The following is a 26,541-nucleotide window of genomic DNA, read 5'->3' as shown; positions in this document are numbered from 1 at the left end:
CAGAGCCACGGCACCCCCTTCGCATGCGCGCCCGTCACCCCACGGCGGCGCACCTACAAATTACCAGCGCCCTTCACAATCCCTCCACATATCAAATACGCGCATAACGGTGCATAGGCTGCAATCAAGGGCGGCGCGAAGCTCGGTCGGTGAATTGTTCCACCCGCCCATTCAGCCCTATTGATGGCTGTCGTGTGTCAATTGTGCGTGCCCATAACGATCGAATCGATGGCCGGAATCCACCCGTCGGCGGGCTCCCGCAGCCAGCCCTCCTCGGTCGCCACCCGGGCCGCCGCCCGTCGAAGGGCGTCCAACCCGGGATGGATCAGCCCCTTTCGCCACACCAGTGAGACGGGTGACAGGGGCACGGGATCGGTCAAGGGACGCAGCACCGCCCCGGGCATGGCCGGAAAGTCGATGACGGCGAGAACGGGGGTCCGCGTCTTGGCCATGACCCGCTGGAACTCCTCGTCACCGACGGCGAGCGGCGCGGGCGGGGCGACCGTTATGCCCCGTCCGTCGAACAGCCGGCGGGCGAGGTCGGTCCACTCCGGTGTACGGGGGTTTCCGGCACCGGCGTACACGGTCTCGCCGGCCAACGCGGCCAGCGGCACCCGCTCCCGCTCGGCCAGCGGATGGTCCTCGGGCAGCAGGACGGCCATCGGCGCGTAGCGGACCGGCTGGTGGTCGAGGCCCGCGCGCAGGGCCGGGTCCAGCCCCGCGAACCGCCCGAAGGACGCGTCGAGCCGCCCGGCGGCCAGCTCTCCGGCCGCACCCGTCAGACCGCTCTCGTAGCGGGCCATGAACTCGTGCTCGGGGGCGAGTTCGCGAGCCCGGTGCAGAACCCTGCGCCCGGTGTCCAGCCCCGGCGAGTTCAGGTCCACCAGCAGGGGGCGGGCCTGCCCGAAGGCGGCGAGCAGATCGTCCTGGGCCTGGAGGGCACGGCGGGCGTACGGCACCAGCCGCTCGCCGTCGGCCGTCAGCGTCACCTGCCGGGTCGTGCGCACGAACAGCTCGGCGCCCAACTCCCGCTCCAGCCGCCGTACGTCCCGGCTGAGCGCCTGCTGGGCGACGTACAGGCGGGCGGCGGCGCGCGTGAAGTGCAGTTCCTGCGCGACGGCGAGGAAGGCGCGCAGGAGGCGGGGGTCGAGGTGAGCGGGTGCGGGCATGCGGGGAACCTACAGCCCCCGGCGCGTCTGACAACACAGGTGCGTGAATCCCCTCCGAGCAGGTGTTGGACCCCTTGATCCACTCCGGGCGACGGTGGATCCATGCCGCGACCGCCCGCCAGGAACACGCCGGAAGCCAGCAGCTCCCCGCTGGTCACCGTCACCGCCGACACCCTCGTCGCCGTCGACTTCCGTCCCCGCACGAGGAACCGCCCGCCCGGCCCGTACCGCCGGCTCCTCAGCCGCCCCGGCACCCGCGCCTTCACTGTCGGGAACCTGATCGCCCGCCTGCCGATGGGCATGTTCAGCGTGAGCGCGGTCGTCATGATCGCCGGTTCGCGGGGTTCGTACGCCCTCGCCGGCGCGGTCACCGCGACCGGCCTCGCGGCGACGGCCGTGGTCGCCCCCTGGACCGCGCGGCTCGTCGACCGGTACGGCCAGGCCCGGGTCGCCGTACCCGCCACGCTCCTCGCGGCGCTGGGCAGCCTCGCGCTGCTGCTGTGCGTGCGCCACGACGCCCCCGCGTGGACGCTGTTCGCCGCGTACGCCGCCACCGCGACCACCCCCAACACCGGCGGCATGTCCCGCGCCCGCTGGGCCCATCTGCTGCAGGGCGACGCCGAGTCGCTGCACACCGCGAACTCCTTCGAACAGGCCGCCGACGAGCTGTGCTTCATGCTGGGGCCGGTGCTCGCGGCCTTCCTGTGCGGGACGTTCTTCCCGGAGGCGGGGACGCTGGTGGGGGCGGTGCTCCTCGTGACCGGCGTGCTGGTCTTCGCCGCGCAGCGGTCGACCGAGCCGCCGCCTCGGGGCCGTACCCCCGGCACGGGCACCCCATCGCCGGTGCGCGCCCCCGGCATGCCCGCGCTGCTGGCGGTCTGCCTCGCCATGGGGGCGGTGTTCGGCTCGACGGAGGTCGTCACCCTCGCGTTCGCGGATGCGCGGGGCCACCGTACGGCGGCGGGTGCGATGCTCGCCCTCCAGGCGGCCGGGTCCTGCGCGGCGGGCCTGTGGTACGGCCGGCTCCGGCTCACCGGTCCCGCCGAGCACCGCTACCCGTGGTGCATAGCGGCGATGACGGCGCTGCTGACCCTGCCGCCGCTCGCCGCGTCCCTCACCGGCTCGCTCCCGCTGCTGTCCGCCGCCCTGCTGGTCTCCGGCATGGCCACGGCGCCGACCATGATCACCAACATGTTCCTGGTCCAGCGGCGCACTCCGGACGGACGCCTGAACGAGGGCATGACGCTCGCGGTGACCGCGCTGCTCGGCGGCATCGCGTGCGGCAGCGCGATCGGCGGCTGGCTGGTGGAGCACCTGTCCCCGACGGCGGGGTACGGAGCACCACCGGTCACGGCGGCGGCCCTGGCGCTGCTGATCTGCCTCGTGGCACGCCCCGTCCGCGACGCGGCGTGACCCTTGTCCGCGCCGGCCGCCGCAAGTCGGCTGCCGCTTGCCGCCCCCTCACCCCTCACCCCTCGCCCCTCACCCGGGTAATTCCGCCCGATGCATTGACTGAGGCAAAGCCCGCACATACCTTCGGGCTGTCGAAGCGCTTCGACGAAAGGCATCGAAACGATTCGACGAACGGATTCGACGACGAGGGCCTGGTGCGGCCATGGCCGTCGTCCGGTGTTGAGCGTTCCGGCCCACCGCGCCCGCTGGGTGCCGTGACACAAGGACCCCCCACATGAAGTTCACCGACGGTTACTGGCTGCTGCGCGAGGGCGTCACCGCCGCCCACCCGGCCGAAGTCCTCGACGTCACGGAGTCGGACGGCGCCCTGGAGATCCACGCGCCGACCCGGCCCATCCGCTCACGCGGCGACCTGATGACGGGACCGGTCATGACCATCAACGCCCACACCCCGATGCCCGACGTCATCGGGCTCACCCTCACCCACTTCGCGGGCGAGCAGCCTCGTGGGCCCGAGTTCGAGATCAGCGAGTCGGACGAGACCGCCCCGCAGATCTCGTACGACGACGAACACGCGACCCTCACCTCCGGCGCGCTGTCGGTCCGGGTCTCCCGCACCGGCTCCTGGCACGTCGAGTTCCTGGCCGGCGGCCGCACCCTCACCTCCAGCGGCCCCAAGAGCATGGGCATCATGCGGGACGCGACCGGGGCGCACTACCTGCGCGAGCAGCTCAACCTCGGTGTCGGCACGTCCGTCTACGGCCTCGGCGAGCGCTTCGGCCCGCTGGTGAAGAACGGCCAGGTCGTCGACATCTGGCAGGCCGACGGCGGCACGTGCAGCGAGCAGGCGTACAAGAACGTCCCGTTCTATCTGACGGACGCGGGCTACGGCGTGTTCGTCGACCACCCCGGCAAGGTCTCCTTCGAGGTGGCCTCGGAGGTCGTCTCCCGTGTGCAGTTCAGCGCGGAGACACAGGAGCTGACGTACTACGTCGTCTACGGCCCGACTCCGAAGGACATCCTCCGCAAGTACACGGCCCTCACCGGCCGCCCGGCGCTCCCGCCCCCGTGGTCCTTCGGCCTGTGGCTGTCGACGTCCTTCACGACGTCGTACGACGAGGAGACGGTGACGTCCTTCGTGGACGGCATGAGAGAGCGCGAACTGCCTCTCTCCGTCTTCCACTTCGACTGCTTCTGGATGCGCGAGTTCAACTGGTGCGACTTCCAGTGGGATCCGCGGGTCTTCCCGGACCCGGAGGGGATGCTCTCCCGGCTGAAGGCGAAGGGGCTGCGGGTCTGCGTCTGGATCAACCCGTACATCGCCCAGCGCTCGCCCCTGTTCGCGGAGGGCAAGGCGCTCGGGCACCTGCTGAAGCGGCCGGACGGCAGCGTCTGGCAGTGGGACCTGTGGCAACCCGGCATGGCCCTGGTCGACTTCACCTCACCGGCCGCCCGCGACTGGTACGCCGCCAAGCTGGAGGCACTGCTCGCGCAGGGCGTCGACTGCTTCAAGACCGACTTCGGCGAGCGCGTGCCGCTCGACGTGGCGTGGTCCGACGGCGCCGACCCGGAGCGGATGCACAACTACTACACGTACCTGTACAACCGCACGGTCTTCGACGTGCTGCGCAAGCACCGGGGCGAGGAGGAGGCGGTCGTCTTCGCCCGGTCGGCGACGGCGGGGAGCCAGCAGTTCCCGGTGCACTGGGGCGGCGACTGCGAGGCCACGTACGAGTCGATGGCGGAGTCGCTGCGCGGCGGTCTCTCGCTCGGTCTGTCCGGCTTCGGGTACTGGAGCCATGACATCGGCGGCTTCGAGGGCACCCCGTCGCCCGCGCTGTTCAAGCGGTGGCTGGCGTTCGGGCTGCTGTCCTCGCACAGCCGGCTGCACGGATCGTCGTCGTACCGGGTCCCGTGGCACTTCGACGAGGAAGCCGTGGACGTGGCCCGGCAGTTCATCCGGCTGAAGCTGAGCCTCATGCCGTACCTGTACGAGGCCGCCCGCACCGCCCACGCCGAGGGCGTGCCGATGATGCGGGCGATGGTGCTGGAGTTCCCGGACGACCCCGGGTGCGCGCATCTGGAGCGGCAGTACATGCTCGGCCCGGACCTGCTGGTGGCGCCCGTCTTCAGCGACGAGGGGGACGTCTCGTACTACGTCCCCGAGGGCACCTGGACCCACCTGCTCAGCGGGCGGACCGTGACCGGTCCACGCTGGGTGCGCGAGAAGCACGGCTTTTCGAGCGTGCCGCTGCTGGTGCGGCCGGGCGCGGTGATCCCGGTGGGCGCGGTGGACGACCGTCCCGACTACGACCATGCCGACGGGGTCACGCTGCGGGCGTACGGGATGGAGCGGGGCGACCGGCGGACGGTGCGGGTCGGGGAGGTGACCTTCACGGTCGTACGGGAGGGCGACACCGTGCGGGCCTCGTGCGGTGACCCGTCCGCGCCCTGGGGGCTGGCGGCGGGCGAGCGCGAGGTGCGGGCGCAGGCGGGGACCGGGTTTCTCTCTGTGGAGCTGGGCTGATGGTGAAGATCACTGACGTGGCGCGGCACGCGGGCGTCTCCCCCAGCACCGTCTCGTACGCGCTCAGCGGCAAGCGCCCGATCTCCGAGGAGACCCGGCGCCGCGTCGAGGAGTCCATCCGCCTGCTCGGTTACCGCCCGCACGCCGGCGCCCGCGCGCTGGCCGGCAGCAAGTCGAACGTGCTGGCGCTGGTGATGCCGTTGCGGGCGGGCATCGACGTGCCGGTGGTGATGCGGTTCGTGGCGTCGGTGGTGACGACGGCACGCCGCCACGACCATGACGTGCTGCTGCTGACGCAGGAGGAGGGCGAGGAGGGGCTGCGCCGGGTCGTGGACACGGCCCTGGTGGACGCGCTGATCGTGATGGACGTGCAGTTGGACGATCCGCGGGTGCCGTTGCTGCGGGACCTGGACCGCCCGTCCGTGCTGATCGGCTTCCCGGCCGATTCCGCCGGGCTGACCTGCATCGACCTGGACTTCACGGCGGCGGGCGAAGCCTGCGTGGAGCATCTGGCGCGGCTCGGGCACCGGGCGGTGGCGCTGGTGGGGTCGCCGCCGGAGGTGTACGTACGGCAGACGGCGTTCGCCCATCGGGTGGTGCGGGGCTTCACGGCGGCCGCGGCCCGCGGCCGGCTGTCGTCCGCGGTGCACCCGTGCGAGGCATCACCGGCGGCGGCTCGTGCGGTCGCCGAGCAACTGCTGCGCGAACAACCGGCGTTGACGGGCGTGGTCGTCCACAACGAGGCGATCCTGGAGCCCCTGATCGACGCCTTCGCACAGCTCGGCCTGCGCGTGCCGGCCGACCTCTCGGTCACCGCCATCTGCCCCGACGAGGTCGCCGAGTCCCTGCCCGTACCGGTCACCTCGATCGCGCTGCCGTCCACCGAAGTGGGGGCGCGGGCGGTCGAGTCGCTGATGAGGAAGCTGGAGGGGAAGCCCGTACCGGAGTCGACGCTGCTGCCACCCAGCATGACGGAACGGGCCAGCACGGCACGGCGGACGCCGGCGTGAGTGGGCGTGGGCCACCTGCTGCCCTTGTTGCGCCACGCCGTTGAGGTGATCCACTGGCGCATCAGGTCGGTCATGTCGACGGGCTTGACGGTGTGGCCCGGGTCGGGTGGCGCGCAGGTTCACCGAGTGAGCGACCTGTCCGTACGGAACTGCCGCACGAGCGTCTTCGGGTGCCGCACGACCTCCCACAGACCGACGGCGAGCAGCAGCAGGCTGCTGACGAAGCACACCCAGAACACGGACTGGGCGCCCGCCGCGAGGTCGTGGGTGCCGCCGGACTCGTAGAGGCAGTACGCCTGTGGAGGGAACGCCTTGGAGACGCCGACGCCGCCGTAGTACATGGAGCACGGGTCCTCGCCGGGATCCTTGATCGTGTCGTCGGCCGTGACGACCAGCAGCCAGGCAAGCGCCGCCGCCGGAACCGTGACGAACACGGTCGTCTTCGTCCACGCCGGCAGGCGGGGATGGCCGAGGAGCCCGTTCAGCGCGATCAGTACGACGACGTACACCGCGCCGACGACGACAGCGGCGGAAGTCTCTCCCCCCACCACGTCCAGAAGCAAGACCACCCCGGCCACCGGAGGCGCGGTGAGCACGAGGACCTTGACACCGGGCGCGATCCGCGGGTGCGCGAGCACATACAGCGCCACAGCGCACGCGAGGACGCCGAGGAGACCGGTCACCGAGGGCCGCGGTTCACGGAGACGGCAGGGTCGGAGGGACGGCGGACGGGGACAACGGCTGCGGGCGCGCGGTGCCGGTGCCGGCGCCCGGGTTCGTCTCGTCCTTCTTCCACGGCCCGACGCCGAGCCGCCCCGTCGTCCCCAGGTCGAACTCCGGCACCACCATCACGGGGCGGGCGCCCGGCTTCGCCCGCACGCGCGCGTACGGCGCGTTCACGGCATCGCCGGCGCCGGTGGTGTTCCGCCACGCCAGCCCCGCCCGCGCGGCCTCGCCCGGCTGCAGGACGACGGGCCGCGGGCTGCCCTCGCCGCCGGTGGCCATGCCGATCCGATCGGTTCCCTGGAGGATCCGCACACTGTCGACGGAGTCATGGTCCTCGTCGAGGAGTTCGAGCTCCGGGTAGCCGTTGAGCCGGTACGGCTGGGTGCCGCAGTTGACGAGGTGCAGCCCGAGGACCCGCAGGCCCAGGGCGGCGTCCCCCTGGTCGGCGTAGACGTGGACCCCGGACGCCGGGCACGGCCCCGAGGCGGACGACGCCTCGTCGGTGGGAACGCTGCGTACCTTGAGCACCTCGGCGCCCGACACATCGGGCGCCTGCGCGGGCAACTGGCTCATGGCGACGGACCTCTTGACCGTCCGCCCCGGCGCGACCGACTCGACGATCGCCTCGACGTTGTCGACCGCACCTCCGCTGCCTGTGAGGAAGCCGATGGTGACGGTGTACGTGGCCGCCTCCTTGTGCCGGTTGGTGACCTCCAAGTCGGCGGAGTACTCGGCCGAGCAGCCGCTGTCCGGCCCCCACGAGTACAGGCCGGTGACTTTCGCGCCGTTCTCGCCCGGACCGTCGAGCGAGGGCACGGGAAGCGGCGTCGGCGTGCCGGAGGGTCTGCCGCCGGCCGCCGGCTCACCGGTCGGCGGTGGGCTGCCGTACTGCAGGAACCCCGACGGACACAGCGCCTCGGCCTTGACCGGAGCGTCGACGCCGCGCGTCTGCCCCGCGTCGCCCTCCTGCGAGGGGCGCTCTGAACCACACGCGGCGAGCAGCAGGACGCCGGCCAGGACGGCGGGGACGGTGCGGGGGGTGGCGGTCATCCGCCCACCCCACCAGGGCGGCGGCCGCACGGGCTGTGGCGGAACCCACACGTCCGGTCACAGGGGTGTCACAGATCATGGATACGGCATGGCAAAGGCCCCGCTGCCCGGAAGCAGCGGGGCCTTTGCCCACATGGGAGAGGAGATTCGCGAGAACCTCCCGATCGTGGAGATGGCGGGAATCGAACCCGCGTCCAACGGTGCAGAATCAGGGCTTCTCCGTGTGCAGTCCGCTGTGATTTTCTCGGCCCCGGCGATCACGCGAACAAGTCGCCGACGGGCCCAGTCACTGTTTGGTTTCCCTCTTCACCCCGTGACCGGGATCGAGGTTTAGTTCCCTAGCTGATGCCAGGATCCGGGTCGGGAACAGCCCCGGGCTGACACTTCGCAAGTCGCTACTTAGGCAGCGAGGGCGAAGGAATCGCGCTTGGTGTTGGCGATTATTTTTTGCGACATATGGTTTACGAGATCATTGCCGCTTCCTCGACACGCTTCCCCTGCTTCAACAGCCGCTGTCGAAACCGATCATCCCCATGTTGTTTTTTCAATGCCCTCCGGAGACCGGAGGAGGCGCGCACCCTCTGTGAGGTGCGGTGCCATCGTACGTGACCAACGCACGACGATGCCAGCGTATTCCCGGCAGCCGCTCACCCGCCCCGCTGCCTGCGGCGTGCCGCCGCGATCGCCCGGTCCGACTCCCGCCGGTCCTGCTTCTCGCGGAGCGTCTGGCGCTTGTCGTACTCCTTCTTGCCTCGCGCCAGGGCGATCTCGGCCTTCGCGCGACCGTCCTTGAAGTAGATGGCGAGGGGCACGATCGTGTGACCCGTCTCCTGGGACTTCGCCTCCAGCTTGTCGATCTCCTCGCGGTGCAGGAGCAGCTTGCGCTTGCGGCGCGCGGAGTGGTTGGTCCAGCTGCCCTGGTGATACTCGGGGATGTGGGCGTTGTGCAGCCACGCCTCGCCCCTGTCGATCTGGACGAAGCCGTCGGCCAGCGATGTCCGACCCTCGCGCAGCGACTTGACCTCGGTGCCCATGAGCACCAGGCCGGCCTCGTAGGTGTCGATGATCGCGTAGTCGTGCCGGGCCTTCTTGTTCTGGGCGACGATCTTGCGCTTGCCGCCCTTCTCGCCGTCCCTCGCCTTGGCGGCGGCCCCGCCCTGCTTGGGCTGGGACTCCTTCGGTACGTACATTCCCTTGCTCATAGTGCCGTCCATTTTCGCACTACGGACGGGGTGCCCGGAAAGCCGTTTTACGACTCGCCCAGGCCGCTGAGGACCGTCTCGGCCCGCTCCAGGACCTCCTGGTCGGCCTCCAGGTCGGGCGTGATGCCCCTGCCGTCCACGGCCCGTCCCGAGGGGGTGCGGTAGTGGCCGACGGTCAGCTCGGCGACGGAGCCGTCCGGAAGGCGGCTCGGCATCTGGACCGAGCCCTTGCCGAAGGTGCGGGTGCCGACGACGACCGCGCGGCCGCGGTCCTGCAGGGCTCCGGTGAGCAGCTCGGCCGCGCTCATCGTGCCCCCGTCGACGAGCGCGACCAGGGGCCTGGTGGTTTCACCGCCCGGCTCGGCGTGCAGCGCGCGCTGTTCGCCGTCGACGTCGTACGTGGCGACCAGGCCGCCGTCCAGGAAGGCGGAGGCGGCGGTGACGGCCTCGGTGACCAGGCCGCCGGAGTTGCCGCGCAGGTCCAGGACGACGCCGGCGCCGGCGGGGGCCTGCTGTGCCGCGGTGCGGACCTCGTCGCCGGATCCCTTGGTGAAGGAGGAGATCCGGATGACGGTGATGCCGCCGGCGAGCTTGCGAACAGTGACCGAGTCGGTGGACAGACGGGCCCGGCGCAACGTGAGGTCCCACGCGCGTGTGCCGCGCTCCAGGCCCACCGTCACCGCCGTACCGGCGGTCGCGTCCTTCGCGTCCCCCCTCAGTAAGGAGACCACCTCGGTCACCGGGCGGCCGTCGACCTTCTCACCGTCGACGCTGCGCAGCCGGTCGCCCGCGCGGATCCCGGCGTCCGCCGCCGGCGACCCCGCCCGCACCTTGGTCACCTCGACCTGGCCGTCCCGCTCGCGCCGCGCCCACAGGCCGACGCCGGTGTACTCGCCGTCGAGGGCCTCCTCGAACTCCTCGTACTCGCCCTGGGAGTAGACGGCGCCCCAGCGGTCCCCGCTGCGGCTGACCGCGCGCTCGGCGGCCTCCGTGGGGGACTCGCCCGTGGCCATGGCCTCGGCGGCCGCCCGCGCCACTTCCTCGTGCCGGTCCGTGGGGGCGGTCGAACGGGCCGCGCCGGCCGGGGATTTCCGGTCGGGGCCGGGCAGGGAGCCGGTCGCGGCACCGGCGACGAGCACGCTCGCGAAGACCAATGTCAGGGCGGCCCCGCGGCCGAAGCGGCGGGGCTGACAGAACAGGTCACGACCTGACATGCCGGTGAGTCTAGGACAACGCGAAGGGGCCGTACGGTCCGTTGCCCGTACGGCCCCCTTGGCGTTGGTCACACCTTCAGATACTTGCGCAACGCGAAGAAAGCCGCCAACGCCGGCATCAGCAGGCTCGTCGCGAGGATGAGCGGGAGCTTGGTCAACACCGCGTCCCAGCCGATGAAGTTGACCAGGGTGAGCTGGTCGGCCAGGGCCAGTCCGTGGTCGATGAGGAAGTACCGCGCGATCAGCAGGAAGGCGCAGGCGAGGGTGCCGCCGATCAGTCCGGCGACCGCTGCCTCCATGATGAACGGCGCCTGGATGTAGAAGCCCGACGCGCCGACCAGACGCATGATGCCGGTCTCCCGCCGACGGCTGAACGCCGAGACACGCACGGTGTTGACGATCAGCATCAGCGCGACGACGAGCATGAGCGCCATGACCGCGCGGGCGGCCCAGTTCATGCCGTTGAGCAGCTTGAAGAGGTTGTCCAGGATGCCCTTCTGGTCCTGCACCGACTGCACACCGTCCCGCCCGTTGAAGGCGGTCGCGATGACCTGGTACTTCTCCGGATCCTTCAGCTTGATCCGGTACGACTCCTGCATCTGGTCCGGCGTGAGCGAGGCGGCCAGCGGGGAGTCCCCGAACTGCTCCTTGTAGTGCTTGTACGCCTGGTCCTGGGACTCGTACGTCACCTTCTCGACGATCGACATCTTGTCGAGGTCGGCGAGGATCTCCTTCTTCTGGTCCTCGGTGACGGCGCCCTTGGCGCAGTTGGGGTCGGATTCGGCGTCGCTCTTGTTGCAGAGGAAGACCGAGACGTTGACCTTGTCGTACCAGTAGCCCTTCATGGTGTTGACCTGGTCGCTCATCAGGAGCGACCCGCCGAACAGGGCGAGCGACAGGGCGACGGAGACGACGACGGCGAACGTCATCGTCAGATTGCGGCGGAGACCGACACCGATCTCGGACAGTACGAACTGGGCGCGCATGGCGACGGGTTGGGCCTTTCCGTGGACGGGGCGGTCAGTGCTGGTAGCCGTAGACGCCGCGGGCCTGGTCGCGGACGAGGCGGCCCTTCTCCAGCTCGATGACGCGCTTGCGCATCTGGTCCACGATGTTCTGGTCGTGCGTGGCCATCACGACGGTCGTACCGGTCCGGTTGATCCGGTCGAGCAGCTTCATGATGCCGACGGAGGTCTGCGGGTCGAGGTTGCCGGTGGGCTCGTCGGCGATCAGCAGCTTGGGCCGGTTGACGAAGGCCCGCGCGATCGCCACGCGCTGCTGCTCACCACCGGAGAGTTCGCCGGGCATCCGGTCCTCCTTGCCGCCGAGCCCGACGAGGTCGAGCACCTGCGGTACGGACTTGCGGATCTCGCCGCGCGACTTGCCGATGACCTCCTGGGCGAAGGCCACGTTCTCCGCGACGGTCTTGTTCGGCAGCAACCGGAAGTCCTGGAACACCGTCCCGAGCTGGCGCCGCATCTGCGGCACCTTCCAGTTGGAGAGGCGTGCGAGGTCCTTGCCCAGGACGTGCACCTGACCGTGACTGCACCGCTCCTCGCGGAGGACCAGCCGCAGGAAGGTGGACTTTCCGGAGCCGGAGGACCCCACGAGGAAGACGAACTCGCCCTTCTCCACTTCGAGGGACACATCCCTGAGTGCGGGGCGGGTCTGCTTGGGGTAGACCTTGGAGACGTTGTCGAATCGGATCACGGATGCACCACGGGTCGCCGGGGGTAGATGAGCGTGACCATACGCGAACCGGGGAGTCGAGCGCAGGCACCGGTAGGGGTTGTGTAAGGGTTGTGCCCTTTTGTGCCGGACGGGTGTCACACCCCGGACCCTGCGACCACCCCTGTGGAAGCGACCCGGCGCAGCTTCCGCGGGAACCTGGCACAGTGGAGGGGGAACGTTCGGTTGCCCGCGAGCGTTGTCCAGGTGGAACCAGTGGCTAGGAGGGTGGCGCATGACGTACGACCGGCTGGTGTGCGCGAACTGTGCCGCGCCCGTGAGTGAGGGTCGCTGCCCCGTCTGCCGGGCCAACCGCGAGCGGCTGCAACAGGAGAACCCGCTCGCGGGCCTGAACCCGATGACGCTGATCGCCCTGCTGGCGGTGCTGATCGCCGCGGTGGCACTGCTGGCGCACCAGACCGCATAGGGCGCCGCCCGCACCGTACACGGACATGACGAGGGGCCCGGAGCGAAGCACGCTCCGGGCCCCTCGGCCGTACGGTGTCGATCACACCGCGTCAAGCATGGGCCACCGTCAGGCGGCCGCACCGCCACGGCCGCCCACAAGGCGCGGCAGGATGCGGAAGCCGATGCCACCGGCGATCATCGTCGCGGCGCCGACCAGCAGGAACGTGGTCTGAGCGGCACCCGTCTCGGCGAGCTCGTCGCCGTTGCCCTGGGCGGAGGTGTTGGTGCCCGTGGCAGTGCCCGTGGTGTCGTCCGCACCGGTGTCGGCGAGGCCGGAGGAACCCTCCTGCTGGGGGGAGGTGCCACCGTCGGGGTTGGTGTTGTCGTTGCCCCCGCCGTTGTTGCCGTTCCCGTTCCCGTTGCCGTTCCCGTTCCCGTTCCCGTTCCCGTTGCCGTTCCCGTCACCCGGGTCGGTCGGGTCGATGGTCGGGTCCTCGGTGGGCTGCTCCGGCTCGGTCGGCTCCAGCGTCGGGTCCGTCGGGATCGTGGGCTCCTCGGTCGGGATGCCCGGGTCCGTCGGGATGTCCGTCGGGATGCCCGGGTCCGTCGGAACCGGGTCGGTCGGCGGCTCGGTCGGGTCCTCGGGCGCGCACAGGATGCCGAGCAGGCAGTCGTCGTCCGCCTCGGCGGCAGATGCGGCACCCGCAGCGGTCAGCGAGGCACCGGCCGCGATCACGGCGCCGGCCGCGAGGCGCGCGATACGGATCCGCGTCTTCTTCGTCATGTGGTTGCTACCCCCAGTAGCTGAATCGTCAGTGAGGCGGCGCTCGGGGCCGTGATCGACAGAGGTAGCTGAACGTGAGCCCCCCGGTTCACATGCGCCCCAGAGATACGCATGCCACGCTTTACCCTTCCCATTTTTCAAAGACACGTCAAGGCCGTTTGAGGCCGCCATGTCCCATACGAGAGCAATGCCGGTGATTGAAGGCTGTGAGTGTGATGTAAAACCCAGACATGCGGGCACAGAAAAGACAACTGCCGCCACGAGGGCGGCAGTTGTCATGTCGACAAAGTTACTTCTCTTGCTGCTTGCGCCAGCGAATTCCGGCTTCGAGGAACCCGTCGATCTCACCGTTGAACACGGCCTCGGGGTTGCCGACTTCGAACTCGGTGCGCAGGTCCTTGACCATCTGGTACGGGTGCAGCACGTAGGACCGCATCTGGTTGCCCCAGGAGTTGCCGCCGTCGCCCTTGAGTGCGTCCATCTTGGCCTGCTCCTCCTGCCGGCGCCGCTCGAGCAGCTTGGCCTGGAGGACGTTCATCGCGGTGGCCTTGTTCTGGATCTGCGACCGCTCGTTCTGGCAGGAGACGACGATGCCGGTCGGGAGGTGGGTGATCCGGACGGCGGAGTCGGTGGTGTTGACGCCCTGGCCACCGGGCCCGGAGGACCGGTAGACGTCGATCCGCAGGTCGCTCTCGTCGATCTCGACGTGGTCGGACTGCTCGACGACGGGGAGGACTTCCACCCCCGCGAAGGAGGTCTGGCGCCGGCCCTGGTTGTCGAAGGGCGAGATACGGACGAGCCGGTGGGTGCCCTGCTCGACGGACAGGGTCCCGTAGGCGTACGGCGCCTGCACGGCGAAGGTGGTCGACTTGATGCCGGCCTCTTCGGCGTACGACGTCTCGTAGACCTCGGTCTTGTAGCCGCGCTGCTCGGCCCAGCGCAGGTACATGCGCTGGAGCCGCTCGGCGAAGTCGGCGGCGTCGACGCCGCCGGCCTCGGCGCGGATGTTGACGAGTGCCTCACGGGCGTCGTACTCCCCGCTGAGGAGCGTGCGCACCTCCATCTCGTCCAGCGCCTTGCGGACGGCGGCGAGCTCGGACTCGGCCTCGGCACGGGTGTCCGGGTCGTCCTCCTCCTCGGCCATCTCGAAGAGAACACCGAGGTCGTCGATACGACCGCGGAGGGCCTCGGCCTTCCTCACCTCCGCCTGGAGGTGGGACAGCTTGCTGGTGATCTTCTGCGCCTCGTCCGGGTTGTCCCACAGGGACGGCGCGGCCGCCTGCTCCTCGAGCACGGCGATGTCTGCCCTCAGCCTGTCGAGGTCCAGAACGGCCTCGATCGACTCCATGGTCGAGGAGAGGGACTTGAGCTCTTCGGATACATCGACGACTGCCACGCCTCCAGCGTAACGGCTCCGCCAAGCGGCGAGGCCCGGGCCGCCTCGGCCCCGGCCCCGGGGGCTCGGGACGGGCACGGGCAGGGCTGGGGGCCGCGGAACGCTACGGGGTCGCCGGGGCCGAGTTGTTCGTGTCCTGGGGCGTCGCGTCGGCGTCGTCACCCGAGGTCGCCAGCCAGGTGCCCACGCCCGCCGCCGCCACCAGCACCACCGCCGCCGCCCCCAACGCCACCCGCCGCCGCCGAGCCACCGCCCGGTGACGTGCCGAACCCGGCCGGGGCGCCCCCGCCGGCCTCGGCACCCGCGCCGTACCCCGCGCGCCTCCGGCCAGTTCGTCGGGCGCCGGCACCCTCATCGACGTATGCGTGTCACGGTTGGAGTCGGCCGGCTTGGCACCCGGCACCAGCGGCACCGCGCCCCGCCGCCGGACCCGCTCCGCGCCATCGCCCGGCGCCGCCGCCTCCTCCGCGGCCGGAGCCTCTTCCTCCGCCTGCTCCGCGTCCGGCTCGTCCACGTCCAGCGGTGGCATCCCGGCCACCAACGGCAGCAGCTCCCGCAGCCGTGCCCCCAGCTCCGACGCCCGCAGCCGCGAGGCCGGCGCCTTCGCCAGGCACTGCACGACCAGCTGCCACAGCTCGTCGGGGATGCCGGGCAGCGGCGCCACCGTCTCCGTGACATGGCGGCGCAGGACCGCGCCGGGGTGGCCGCCGCCGAACGGCGTGAAGCCCGCCAGCAGCTCGTACAGCACCGTGGCGAGGGCGTAGATGTCGACCGCCGCCCGTGGCGGCAGGCCCTCGACGATCTCCGGCGCCAGGTAGTCCGGCGTCCCGATGATCTTCGTGGCGCGGGTGCGGCGCGGTGAGTCGATGAGCTTCGCCACGCCGAAATCCGTCAGCAGGGCCGGGTGAGAGCCTCCGGGCCCCAGCGGGCCCTGCATGTCCAGCAGCACGTTCTCCGGCTTCACGTCCCGGTGCACGACCCCGGCCGCGTGCGCCGCCGCCAGCCCGTCCGCCACGTCCGCCACGATCGCGACCGCCGCCTCGGGCGCGAGCCGCCGGTCGCGGTCGAGGCGGGTGCGCAGGTCCGTGCCGCGGACGAGGTCCATGACCAGTGCCAGGTCGTTGCCGTCGACCACCAGGTCGCGGACGGAGACGACGTTCGGGTGCTCCAGGCCGAGCAGCGCCGTCCGCTCCTGCACGAAGCGCCCGACGAGCTCCTGGTCGGACGCGAGATCCTCACGCAGCAGCTTGATGGCGACGGGCCCCTCGGGCCCCTCGCCCAGCCACACCGTGCCGGCGCTGCCCCGCCCCAGAATCTGGTTGGCGGTGTACCGGCTACCGATCTTCCGTGCCAAGACTGCTCCTACCGACGCGTGTTGTCGTCAAAACTACGCGTCCACAGAGCCAACCTTCACCGCGGAGGCGGAAATCACCCGCCCGGTGTCGACAAATCCCCAAACAAACGGAGGCCGTGACCCGCCTCCGGACAGGAGTCGGTACGGCCTCCGGTCAGTTGGTGCCCGAGCCCCCGCCGGATCCTCCGCCCGAGCTCCCGCCCAGTTCACCGATCCACCCCGTCACCGTGCTGAACCAGTCGGTGAGCTGCTCCCAGTAGCCCTTGCCCGTGCCGATCCACTCCTGCAACGGGCTCAGCTCCCAGATCAGCCAGCCCGCGACAAACAGGATGAGGATGGTGAACAGGCACCCCTTCAGACAGCCGAGCCCGGGGATCCGCATCGGGTTGGCGCTGCGCTGCCGCGGCGGACGGGGCTCGCGCTGCGGCCGCTGCGGCTCCGGCGCGGGCGGCGGGGCGTAGCGCTGCGGCTGCTGCTGGGGTTGCCGCGGTGGGGCGTACGGCTGCGGCTGGTGCTGCTGCGGCTGGCCGTACCCCTGCTGCCGGCCCTGCGGCGGCCGCTGCTGCTGGGGGTGCGGCTGCTGGGGGTGCGGCTGCTGCTGCGGGCGGGCGACCTGCCGCTGGGGGCGGCGGCGCAGAGGGTCCTGGCCCGGGTCGAGGTACTGGACCTGCGTCTGCTCGTTGCGGTCCCGGGCGGCACGCAGCTGGTTCTGCCAGGGGTGCGGGTCCTCGGGGCCGGGCTGCCCCGGCTGCTGACCGGGCCGGCCCGGCGGCATCGGGGGCATGACGGCCGTCGGATCGGCGGCGCCGGGGCCTCCCGTGTTCGGCAGGACGGCCGTGGGGTCCGCGGCGCCCGCCGGGCCGGGGGCGCCGGTGTGCGGCAGGACGCTGGTCGCGGCGTTCGGGTCGAACGCGCCGCCCGCGCCGTGCGGGAGTACCTGCGTGGGGTCGGCCGAGCCGGGCACGGTCGTCGGCGAGGGGTCGGGGGCGAGCAGGGCGGCGACGCCCTCGGCCGCGGCGATCTGCGCGGAGTTGGCGTGCACGCCGACGCCCTCGGCGACGACGCGCAGGGCGCGGGCGAGGTTCTCGGCGCTGGGCCGTTCGTCGGGGTTCTTGCGCAGACAGCGTTCTATGACCGTCCAGAGCGGGTCGGGGACCGTGGACGGGCGGCGCGGCTCGGCGCTCAGGTGCTGGTGCAGGACCTCCAGGGCGGAGCCGCCGCCGAACGGCGGGCGGCCGGTGACCAGCTCGTACAGGAGGATGCCGGCGCCGTAGATGTCGACGGCCGACGTCTGCGGGCGGCCCTCGGCGGACTCCGGCGCGACGTACGCGGGCGTGCCGACGAACTCGTGGGTGCGGGTCAGACCCGGGGAGTCGGCGAGGCGGGCGATGCCGAAGTCGGTCAGCATCGGGTGCATCTGGCCGTCGTTCTGCTTCAGCAGGACGTTGGCCGGCTTCAGGTCGCGGTGGACGACGCCGTCGGCGTGGCTGGCGGCGAGGGCGTCGGCGATCTGCGCGGTGAGCAGGGCGGCGGCGACCGGGCTGAAGGAGCCGTTCTCGCGCAGGTAGCGGTGCAGGTCGGGGCCCTCGACGAGGTCCATGACCAGGGCGAGCAGATCGCCCTCGACGACCAGGTCACGGACCCGGACGATGTTCGGGTGGGTCAGGCGCAGCAGGACGGACCGCTCCCGCAGGAACCGCATGACGATGTCGGGATCGCCGGCCAGCTCTTCTTTGAGGACCTTGATCGCGACGGTCTCGCCGGGCTGGCCCGGCACGGCCGCCTCGGCGCCCGCGGTCTCCCGCTGGCGGGCTCGCCAGACGGTCCCCGTGGCGCCGCGACCGAGCGGCTCCTCGAGGAAGTACTTGCTGCCTACCGGCCGCACGTCGCGCTCCCTGCTGCTTGCCTACGTTCCGACCCACTGTAGTGCCGTCCCCCGAGGCACCGGCTGTCGTCGTTCTGTGCGTCTTACGTACGGCTTCCCGTACATGTTCGAAGGAAAGACGCTCGGCTCCGTCCCGTGGTTGCCGCGAGCGGACGTGACCGATCTCAAGCGGTCGCCGGTGGGCCACTTGTCAGGCACTTTTGCGGGCAGAGCCGACCAATCAAGATCACTTGCCTTCGGGCGGGGGGCGCGCTGTCAGTGGCAGGTGCGAGGATGCGTGAAGTACGTGGAGTACTGGCCGATGTGCTCGTGTGGGGTGGGGGGAAGTCCGCCGCGCCCGCGCAGAAGGGATCGCTGACGCCGATGCAGATCCGGCTGACCGTCGTAGACCCGCTGGCCCCACCTGCCCCGGCGCGGGGCCGCGCCGCGAGCTGCGACGTGCTGGTCACGGCGCCCGCGGGCACGGCCCTGGCCGCGGTGGCGTCGGCGCTCGCCTCGGCGGTGTCCGGGGGCGACGGCCCGGTCGTGCTGTACGCCGGGGCGGAGCGGCTGGACGACCGCCGCAGCACGCTCGGCGAGCCCCCGCTGACCGACGGCGCGGTGCTGTCCCTGGGCGCCCCGCCGGCGCCCGAGCCCCACCCCGAGCTGGACGACGCCCCGACCCAGCTCCATGTCGTGGCCGGCCCGGACGCGGGCGGCGTCCATCTGCTGCACGGCGGCGAGATCCGCATCGGCCGCTCCGCCGACGCCGACGTCCCGCTCGACGACCCGGACGTCTCCCGCCTCCACTGCGCGGTCACCGTCGCCGCCGACGGCCGGGTCTCGGTCGCCGACCTCGGCTCCACGAACGGCACGACACTGGACGGCTCCGGTGTGACCACGCGCCCGGTGCGGTTCGCGCCGGGGGCGCTGCTGCGGATCGGCGAGTCGGCGCTGCGGCTGGCTCCGGCCGGAGGGCCGGGGGCGCGGGTGCGCACCGAGCCGGACGGGGAGGGGCACATCCGCGTGCCGGCCGCGGGCGAGCGGGGCGGGGATGCCGCCGCCGACCCGCGCGGCGACGGTCCGGTGGCGCCCGCCCCGGGAGGCTCGGCGGTGTCTCACGCGCGCGTGGCGGACGGCGGCGACGCGTCCGCGTCCTCGGGTGGGCGGCCGTCCGCTCAGGAGCACGCTCCCGTGGAGCCGCCCATCGTTCCGGTGCAGGGCGGGGCACCCCGGATCGAACGGCACGGCGAGCCGGACAGCCCGCTGCCGGGACCGCGCGACGGTGACACGCACGGCGCGGGCCTCGGGGCGGCCAGGTCCGACGGGCTGCACGGCGACCAGGGCGCCGGGGACACCGGCCGTAAGGGAACCCCGCTCCGGGGTACGGACGTACCGCCCGGCGTGCGCAGGCGCGGTGGGCTCACCGCGTGGGCGCGGCGGCTGACCGGCGGACGCGGCGAGCAGGCGGCGGAGCGGCATGGGACGTACGACGATGACGGGCCCGCCGAGGCGACCGTCCTGCCCTCGGCGACGCACGGCCCTCGGCTGCCGGAGCGGTGGCCGGACCTCGCGTCCCTGCTGCTGACGGCCCTGGGCCCCGGGCCCCGGCTGTGGGAGCGCGCACCGGGTCACCCCGAGGCGCTCACGGTACGGCTCGGCACGGCCGACCGGGCTGCGCCCGACGGCTCGGGCCTGCTGCCCGCGGTGCCGGTGACCGCCGATCTGCGGGAGGTCGGGGCGCTGGGGCTGGCCGGCCCGCGTGAGCGGCTCGCCGGGCTGGCCCGCGCGGTGATCGCCCAGCTCGCCGCGCTGCACTCGCCGGACGTCCTGGAGCTGGTCCTGATCAGCGCGGACCGCTCCCGCACCGTGGAGGAGCGCACCGCCGAGTGGGCCTGGCTGGGCTGGCTCCCGCATGTGCGCCCCGGACACGGCCAGGACTGCCGGCTCCTGCTGGCCTACGACCGTGAACAGGCGACGGCCCGCGCCGAGGAGCTGTTGCGGCGCCTGGAGGACATGGCGGCCGAGACACGCGGCGGGTCCGCCGGCGCGGCGAGCGACCCCACGCGTGGCGTGGGCGGGCGGGTGCCGGCCCAGGGTGCCGTTCGGCGGCCCTCCTGGGCGCGGGACGACGACCCGGCCGACTCGGCGGGTGGCTTCGCCGGGCCCTGCACCGTGGTCGTCGTGGACGGCGATCCCGGGGGCGCCGACGTGCGCGAGGCGGTGGCTCGGCTCGCGTGGGAGGGGCCGGCGGCCGGGATCCATGTCGTGTGCCTCGCCGAGACGGCGTCGGCGTCGCCCGCGTCGCCGGTGACGGAGACCTACGAGGCGGCGTGCGCGAAGGCGCCGACGTTCCGGGAGTGCGGGGCGGTCGCCCTGCTGAGCGGCGATGTGGCGACGGCCCTGCGGCTGATGCGGGTCGCGCGAGCCGGGACGGTCACGCGGGGCGGTGCCGGGACGACCGCGGCAGTGGGGGCGGCTGCGTCGGCCGGTTCGGGGGGCGCTGCGCGGGAGCGCGGCGGAGGCGAGGGCGGCGGCGCCGGTGCCCTTGCGGAGAGCTTCCCGCACCCCGCGGACACCTCCGCGGGCGGGGCGGACGCGGCCTGGCGTGGCGGGGATGCGGGCCTGGGCGGGGCGGACAGATCCCGGCGTGGCGTGGACACCTCCGCGGGCGGGGCGGACACATCCCGGCGTGGCCTGGGCGCAGCCCCGGGTCGGGCGGGGGCAGCCCCGGGTCGGGCGGGGGCAGCCCCGGGTAACGCGGACACGTCCCAGGGTGGCCTCGGCGCAGCCCAGGGTCGGGCAGGCGCAGCCCCGGGTCGGGCGGGGGCAGCCCCGGGTGGGGCGGACACATCCCAGGGTGGCCTGAGCGCAGCCCCTGGTCGGGCAGGGGCAGCCCCGGGTGGGGCGGACACATCCCAGGGTGGCCTGAGCGCAGCCCCGGGTCGGGCAGGGGCAGCCCCGGGTCGGGCTGGAGCAGTTCGGCCCGGTGCCGTCGATCAGGCTGGCGGCGGCCGCGACTTCGCGGATCACGGCGGGGACAGCCCGGCCGGGTACGCCGTCGGCGAGCCCGGCCTCGCAGGGCGCGCGCCCGTCGACCACGGGCCGGCCGGACACGGCAGCGTCGCCCACAGCGCGGTCGGAAACGACACTCCTGGACACAGCACCATGGGGCACCGCCCAGGCGGACACGGCGCCTCCGGACATGGCACTTCCGGACACGGCACTTCCGGACACGGCATGACCGGACACAGCGCTCCCGGGCAAAGCTCCGCCGTCCACGGCACCGTCACCCACGACGGCCCAGTCGGCACCGGTGGCCGAGGCACGGTCGGAAACGGCGCCGCCCCCAGCCACGGCCCCGTGGGCCACGGCACCGTCGCCGCCGTGGATGCCGTCTCGCTCGCCTGGGCGGAGCGGTTCGCGCGGGCCCTGGCGCCGTTGCGGACGGAGAGTGCCGTCGGAGAGCGGCACGCGCGCGTGTCCGTGCCGTTGCCCCAGGCGGCGCGGCTGCTGGACGAGTTGGGGCTGGCCCGGGCCACCCCGGCGTCGCTGATGGCGCGGTGGGCCGACGCGGCCGATGACACGCGGGCCCTCGGCGGCCGGGCGTGTGCCGTGCTCGGCGCCGGGCCGCGCGGGCCGGTCAGCGCGGACCTCGGCGCCGACGGCCCGCATCTGCTGATCGAGGGGCCGCCCGGCAGCGGCCGTACGGAACTGCTGCGGGCGATCGTCGCCTCGCTCGCCGCGGCCGAGCGGCCGGACCGGCTGGGCGTCGTCCTGATCGACGGCCGGGACAGCACGGGCTCGGGCGGCGGTCACGGCGAGGGGCTGCGGGTCTGCACGGACGTCCCGCATGTCACCACTCACCTCGCCGCCAACGACCCTGTCCGCATGCGGGAGTTCGCCCAGTCGCTCAGCGCCGAGCTGAAGCGGCGCGCGGAGCTGCTCGGGCGGTCCGACTTCACCGAGTGGCACACGGGTCGTGAGCTGTCGGGCCGGATGGTCGCGCAGCGTGCGGCAGGAGCGGGTGCGGGCGGTGGCGCCGGGGTCGGGGCCGGGGCCGGGGGCGGCACCGGTGACCCGACGGGGGATCTCGACTCGCCGCCGAGCTCCACGATCCGTCTGCGGCCGGGTGCGGCCCGTCGGCAGGCGGAGGCCGAGGCCGTGCCGCCGCTGCCCCGGCTCGTGGTGGTGGTGGACGACCTGGACGCGCTGGTCTCCCCGGCGCTGGGGTCGCTGGGCCGGCCCGCGGCGGGCTCGGTGATACGCGCGCTGGAGGCCGTGGCACGCGAGGGCGAGCGGCTCGGCGTGCACCTGGTGGCCGCCGCGGGGATCGGGGGCCGTACGGCGGAGTCCGAACCGGCGCGACGGGCGACGCTGCGGGTGACCCTGGACGCGGTGAGCGCGGGGCCGGACGAACCGGCGCCGGGACGCGGGCGGCTGACCTGGGCGGACGGGAGAACGGTGCCGTTCCAGGGCGGGCGGGTCACGGGGCGTATCCCACGGACGGCGACGCTGCGGCCCACGGTCGTACCGCTGGAGTGGCACCGCATGGGCGACCCGCCGGCCAAGCGCCAGGTCCGCGAGCTGGGCAACGGGCCGACGGACCTGGCGTTGCTGGCCAGCGCGCTGGAGAGGGCGGCGCGGGAGGTCTCCGCCACGGGGGTTCCGTCGTTGCTGTGACGTCGCTGCCGTGATGTCGCTGCCGTGATGTCACAGCAACGACGTCGCTGGGACGTCGCCGAGGGCCGGCCCTCCCACCGCCTCGATCCCGCGAGAGGGCTCCGGAGCACTTGAGGACCACGCCGTTCCGGCCGATAGCACGCATCAGGGGACCGCGTCCCCCACCGACGGCGTCGTCCCTGCGGGGTGCCTGGTCACGAGGGGGTCACGATCCCCGGGTTGACACATGACGCGGTCTTGCCGCCCCCAGAACCAAGGCGTAGACCAGACCGCACGGGACAGCGCTCGAACGTTCGACGAGGCACGAAGAACGGGGCAGTGATGCGCAGCACGAGCAGGAACCGGACAAGCAGGGCCGCCAGGACCGCGGCAGCCGTGGCCGCGGGCGCCCTCGCACTCTCGCTCACCGCATGCGGAGGCGATGACAACGACAGCGGCAACGAACAGGGCGGTACCGGCCAGGAGACCGGCAACACCGTCACCCTTCCCAAGCTGAACGGCGAATCCCTTGAGGTCGCCGCCGTATGGACCGGCGCCGAGCAGGCGAATTTCAAGAAGGTCCTCGCGGAGTTCGAGAAGCGTACGGGCGCCAAGGTGACCTTCGTGCCCGCACAGGACCCGATCATCAACTTCCTCGGCTCGAAGGTCGCGGGCGGTCAGCCGCCGGACATCGCGATGCTTCCGCAGCCCGGCGCCATCAAGCAGGCCGTCGACAAGAAGTGGGCCAAACCTCTCGGCGCCGACGCGATCAAGGAGCTCCAGGAGAACTACTCCCAGGGCTGGCAGGACATCGGCAAGGTCGACGACAAGCAGTACGGCGTCTACTACAAGGCCGCCAACAAGTCCCTGATCTGGTACAACAACCAGGTCTTCGAGAACGCCGGGGCCACCGAGCCCAAGACGTGGGACGAGCTGCTCACCACCGCCCAGACGGTGTACGACTCCGGCGTCACCCCGTTCTCGGTCGGCGGCGCGGACGGCTGGACCCTCACGGACTGGTTCGAGAACATCTACCTCTCCCAGGCCGGTCCCGAGAAGTACGACCAACTGGCGAAGCACGAGATCAAGTGGACCGACCCGTCCGTGAAGGACGCGCTCACCACGCTCGCCCAGGTGTGGGGCAAGAAGGACTACGTGGCGGGCGGCGCGGACGGCGCGCTCCAGACGGACTTCCCGGCGTCGGTCACACAGGTCTTCACGGGCGGCGACCAGCCGAAGGCCGCGATGGTCTACGAGGGTGACTTCGCGCAGGTCAACATCACCCAGGCCAAGGCGGAGGTCGGCACGAGCGCGAAGGTGTTCCCGTTCCCGTCCGTCGGTGACACCGCGCCCGTCGTCTCCGGCGGCGACGCGGCCGTCATCCTCCAGGACTCCAAGGCCGCGCAGGCGCTGGCCACCTTCCTCGCCTCCCCGGACGCGGCGACGATCCAGGCGAAGCTCGGCGGTTACCTCTCGCCGAACAAGAACGTGGACAACTCGGCGTATCCGAACGAGGTGCAGCGCAAGATCGCCAAGGCGCTCATCGACTCCGGTGACGACTTCCGCTTCGACATGTCCGACCAGGCGCCGCAGGCGTTCGGCGGCACGCCCGGCAAGGGCGAGTGGAAGGCCCTCCAGGACTTCCTGAAGAACCCGTCGAACATCGCGGGCACACAGGCGAAGCTCGAAGCCGACGCGGCCGCGGCGTACGGAAACTGACGCCATGGCGTCGACGGAAGCGGCAGGGGTCTCTCCGACCCCTGCCGCACCCAAGTCGCGCAAGAGTGTGACCGGCACGCGCAAGACGATGGCGGCACTCTTCCTGCTGCCCGCCCTCGTGCTGCTCGGCGCGCTCGTGGTCTACCCGATCGGGTACTCGGTCATCCGCAGCTTCTACGACCAGTCCGGCGACGGCTTCGCCGGATTCGCCAACTACGAGGCCCTCTTCACCGACGACGGCATCCGCACCGCCCTGAAGAACAACATCATCTGGGTGGTGTTCGCTCCCACGGTCGCCACCGCGCTCGGTCTGATCTTCGCGGTGCTCACCGAGCGGGTGCGCTGGGGTACGGCGTTCAAGCTGGTCGTCTTCATGCCGATGGCGATCTCGATGCTGGCGGCGGGCATCATCTTCCGCCTCGTGTACGACCAGGACCCGGACAAGGGCGTCGCCAACGCCGTGTGGGTGGGCGTCCACGACACCTTCGTGCAGGCGTCGGCGTTCCCGAAGGCCCACCCGGGCCGTGAGTCGCCGCTCGAAGCGGCACCCGGCGGCGGCTTCATCACCAAGGCCACCGTCAGCGCCGGCGACCCGGTCGTCCTGCCCCTGGTCGGCGTCGCCCCCGACCAGATGCCGGACGACGCCGAGCGGGCCGTACCGGCGAAGGCGGAGCCGAACGAGGTCACCGGCACCACCTGGCAGGACTTCACGCGCGGCAAGGGCGTCGGCACGCTCGGCGGGGTCGACGCGTCCGAGCTGGGCTATGCCGGGATGAAGATCGAGGCGGTCAAGGACGGCAAGGTGGTCGCCTCCACGAGGGCCGCCGACGACGGCACGTTCACGCTGCCGGCCGCCGCCGACGGGGCGCTGCTGCGGCTGCCACCGGACAACTTCAAGGAAGCGTACAACGGCCTGGACTGGCTCGGCCCGTCCCTCGTCACGCCGGCCATCATCGGGTCGTACATCTGGATGTGGGCCGGTTTCGCGATGGTGCTGATCGCGGCCGGGCTCGCGGGCATCCCGCGCGACCTGCTGGAGGCGGCCCGGGTCGACGGCGCGAACGAGTGGCAGGTGTTCCGCCGGGTCACGGTGCCCCTGCTGGCACCCGTCCTCGCGGTCGTCACCGTCACCCTGATGATCAACGTCCTGAAGATCTTCGACCTGGTCTTCATCATCGCCCCGGGCTCCTCCCAGGACGACGCGAACGTCCTCGCGTTGGAGCTGTACCGCAAGGGCTTCTCCGAGGACCAGCCGGGCATCGCGAGCGCCATCGCGGTGTTCCTGCTGCTGCTGGTGATCCCGGTGATGTGGTTCAACATCCGTCGGCTCAGGCGGGAGGTCAGGCGATGAGCGCGGACGCCGGTATCGGCAAGGCGGCGCCCGAGCCGCTGACGGCCGTCAGGCCCAAGGAGTCCCTCGGCGCGAGGCTCGCCTCCGGGGTGAGCGGCGGACTGCTGCGGGTGTTCCTGATCGTGGTCGGCCTGTTCTGGCTGGTCCCGACGATCGGTCTGCTGCTGTCCTCCCTCCGCCCGCCGGAGGAGATGACCGCGAGCGGCTGGTGGGAGGTCTTCAGCAAGCCCTCCCAACTCACCTTCGAGAGCTACGACAAGCTCCTGAGCAACCCCGACATCACCGACTCGATCCTCAACACGGTGCTGATCACGGTCCCGGCGACGGTCCTCGTCGTCGTCATCGGCTCGCTCGCGGGATACGCGTTCGCGTGGATGGAGTTCCCGGGCCGCGACTGGTGGTTCCTGGGCGTGGTCGGCCTGTTGGTCGTGCCGGTGCAGGTGGCGCTGATCCCGATCGCCGAACTGTTCGGCAACATCGGCATCTTCGGGTCCCTGATCGGCGTGATCCTCTTCCACGTCGGCTTCGGGCTGCCGTTCGCGGTGTTCCTGCTGCGGAACTTCTTCGCGGAGATCCCGAGGGAGCTGCTGGAGGCGGCCCGCCTGGACGGTGCCGGTGAACTGCGCCTGTTCCTCCGCGTCGTGATGCCGCTCGGCGGTCCGGCGATCGCGGCGCTCGGCATCTTCCAGTTCCTGTGGGTGTGGAACGACATGCTGGTCGCGCTGATCTTCACGGACTCGGGAAGTCAGCCGATCACGGTCGCCCTGCAGACCCAGGTACGGCAGTTCGGCAACAACATCGACGTCCTGGCGCCCGGCGCGTTCATCTCCATGGTGATCCCGCTGGTCGTGTTCTTCGCGTTCCAGCGGCAGTTCGTGTCCGGCGTGATGGCGGGCGCGGTCAAGTAACGGGGCGGACAAGGGGTTTGAGGGGGCGGACCGGTGCGCCGGTGCCGCCCCTTCTG

The 26,541-nt window shown here is 71.9% G+C and carries 19 protein-coding genes and 1 other RNA gene; 8 read left to right on the top strand and 12 right to left on the bottom strand.

What is annotated here, in order from left to right:
* Nucleotides 1–197: 197 nt before the first annotated feature.
* Nucleotides 198–1,169 (bottom strand): LysR family transcriptional regulator, encoded by a 972-nt coding sequence (locus ABZ078_RS10555; RefSeq protein ID WP_356573701.1) that lies wholly within the window; start codon nt 1,167–1,169, stop codon nt 198–200.
* A 102-nt stretch (nt 1,170–1,271) separates the two neighbouring features.
* Between ABZ078_RS10555 and ABZ078_RS10550 the strand changes: the two genes are divergently transcribed.
* The 3 genes from ABZ078_RS10550 (at nt 1,272) to ABZ078_RS10540 (ending at nt 6,119) form a co-directional block, all read left to right on the top strand.
* Nucleotides 1,272–2,582, top strand: a complete 1,311-nt coding sequence (locus tag ABZ078_RS10550) for an MFS transporter (protein WP_356573699.1) — start codon at nt 1,272–1,274, stop codon at nt 2,580–2,582.
* 274 nt (nt 2,583–2,856) lie between these two features.
* Entirely contained in the window at nt 2,857–5,109 is a 2,253-nt protein-coding gene (gene yicI, locus ABZ078_RS10545) for an alpha-xylosidase (RefSeq protein ID WP_356573697.1), read from the top strand.
* Nucleotides 5,109–6,119, top strand: coding sequence for a LacI family DNA-binding transcriptional regulator (locus ABZ078_RS10540; protein ID WP_356573695.1), 1,011 nt, complete (start codon nt 5,109–5,111; stop codon nt 6,117–6,119). Before yicI ends, ABZ078_RS10540 begins: the two co-directional genes overlap by 1 nt.
* A 119-nt stretch (nt 6,120–6,238) precedes the next feature.
* Here ABZ078_RS10540 and ABZ078_RS10535 read toward each other — a convergent pair whose 3' ends face one another.
* From ABZ078_RS10535 to ftsE, 7 genes are all read right to left on the bottom strand, one after another.
* Nucleotides 6,239–6,802, bottom strand: coding sequence for a hypothetical protein (locus ABZ078_RS10535; RefSeq protein ID WP_356573693.1), 564 nt, complete (start codon nt 6,800–6,802; stop codon nt 6,239–6,241).
* Between the two features lie 13 nt (nt 6,803–6,815).
* On the bottom strand, nt 6,816–7,895 hold the full coding sequence (locus ABZ078_RS10530; RefSeq protein ID WP_356573691.1) for a DUF4232 domain-containing protein: 1,080 nt from the start codon (nt 7,893–7,895) through the stop codon (nt 6,816–6,818).
* Between the two features lie 164 nt (nt 7,896–8,059).
* Nucleotides 8,060–8,428: a transfer-messenger RNA gene (gene ssrA / locus ABZ078_RS10525) on the bottom strand.
* Between the two features lie 114 nt (nt 8,429–8,542).
* Nucleotides 8,543–9,085 carry an SsrA-binding protein SmpB gene (smpB, locus tag ABZ078_RS10520; protein ID WP_356573920.1) on the bottom strand — a complete coding sequence of 181 codons (543 nt, stop codon included), beginning with the start codon at nt 9,083–9,085 and terminating at the stop codon, nt 8,543–8,545.
* A 59-nt stretch (nt 9,086–9,144) separates the two neighbouring features.
* A complete protein-coding gene (locus ABZ078_RS10515; protein WP_356573689.1) occupies nt 9,145–10,311 on the bottom strand; it encodes a S41 family peptidase in 1,167 nt (388 codons plus the stop codon).
* A 68-nt stretch (nt 10,312–10,379) separates the two neighbouring features.
* Entirely contained in the window at nt 10,380–11,297 is a 918-nt protein-coding gene (gene ftsX / locus ABZ078_RS10510) for a permease-like cell division protein FtsX (protein WP_356573687.1), read from the bottom strand.
* 34 nt (nt 11,298–11,331) lie between these two features.
* Complete coding sequence (gene ftsE / locus ABZ078_RS10505) at nt 11,332–12,021, bottom strand: cell division ATP-binding protein FtsE (RefSeq protein ID WP_067235911.1); 690 nt, start codon at nt 12,019–12,021, stop codon at nt 11,332–11,334.
* A gap of 253 nt (nt 12,022–12,274) precedes the next feature.
* On the opposite strand from ftsE, the gene ABZ078_RS10500 reads away from it, so the two are divergent.
* The gene (locus tag ABZ078_RS10500) at nt 12,275–12,466 is read left to right on the top strand and encodes a hypothetical protein (protein WP_031478234.1); all 192 of its coding nucleotides are present in this window, start codon (nt 12,275–12,277) and stop codon (nt 12,464–12,466) included.
* A 108-nt stretch (nt 12,467–12,574) separates the two neighbouring features.
* Here the strand turns inward: ABZ078_RS10500 and ABZ078_RS10495 are convergent, their stop codons facing one another.
* The 4 genes from ABZ078_RS10495 to ABZ078_RS10480 form a co-directional block, all read right to left on the bottom strand.
* Entirely contained in the window at nt 12,575–13,231 is a 657-nt protein-coding gene (locus tag ABZ078_RS10495) for an LPXTG cell wall anchor domain-containing protein (protein WP_356573685.1), read from the bottom strand.
* 289 nt (nt 13,232–13,520) lie between these two features.
* The gene (gene prfB / locus ABZ078_RS10490) at nt 13,521–14,627 is read right to left on the bottom strand and encodes a peptide chain release factor 2 (RefSeq protein WP_356573683.1); all 1,107 of its coding nucleotides are present in this window, start codon (nt 14,625–14,627) and stop codon (nt 13,521–13,523) included.
* A gap of 103 nt (nt 14,628–14,730) precedes the next feature.
* Nucleotides 14,731–15,981: a serine/threonine-protein kinase gene (locus ABZ078_RS10485; RefSeq protein WP_356573681.1), complete on the bottom strand. Its 1,251-nt coding sequence runs from the start codon at nt 15,979–15,981 to the stop codon at nt 14,731–14,733.
* Nucleotides 15,982–16,135: 154 nt separating this feature from the next.
* Nucleotides 16,136–17,866: a protein kinase gene (locus ABZ078_RS10480; protein WP_356573679.1), complete on the bottom strand. Its 1,731-nt coding sequence runs from the start codon at nt 17,864–17,866 to the stop codon at nt 16,136–16,138.
* A 363-nt stretch (nt 17,867–18,229) separates the two neighbouring features.
* Between ABZ078_RS10480 and ABZ078_RS10475 the strand changes: the two genes are divergently transcribed.
* From ABZ078_RS10475 to ABZ078_RS10460, 4 genes are all read left to right on the top strand, one after another.
* A complete protein-coding gene (locus tag ABZ078_RS10475; RefSeq protein ID WP_356573918.1) occupies nt 18,230–22,528 on the top strand; it encodes an FHA domain-containing protein in 4,299 nt (1,432 codons plus the stop codon).
* A gap of 321 nt (nt 22,529–22,849) precedes the next feature.
* Complete coding sequence (locus ABZ078_RS10470) at nt 22,850–24,226, top strand: ABC transporter substrate-binding protein (protein WP_356573677.1); 1,377 nt, start codon at nt 22,850–22,852, stop codon at nt 24,224–24,226.
* 67 nt (nt 24,227–24,293) lie between these two features.
* The gene (locus ABZ078_RS10465) at nt 24,294–25,577 is read left to right on the top strand and encodes a sugar ABC transporter permease (RefSeq protein ID WP_356573916.1); all 1,284 of its coding nucleotides are present in this window, start codon (nt 24,294–24,296) and stop codon (nt 25,575–25,577) included.
* Nucleotides 25,574–26,485, top strand: coding sequence for a carbohydrate ABC transporter permease (locus ABZ078_RS10460; RefSeq protein ID WP_356573675.1), 912 nt, complete (start codon nt 25,574–25,576; stop codon nt 26,483–26,485). The genes ABZ078_RS10465 and ABZ078_RS10460 overlap by 4 nt, the downstream gene beginning before the upstream one ends.
* Nucleotides 26,486–26,541: the final 56 nt, after the last annotated feature.

It is taken from the genome of Streptomyces sp. NPDC006385, assembly GCF_040612485.1.
Lineage (GTDB): Bacteria > Actinomycetota > Actinomycetes > Streptomycetales > Streptomycetaceae > Streptomyces.
This window is presented reverse-complemented; position numbering and strand designations above follow the sequence as displayed.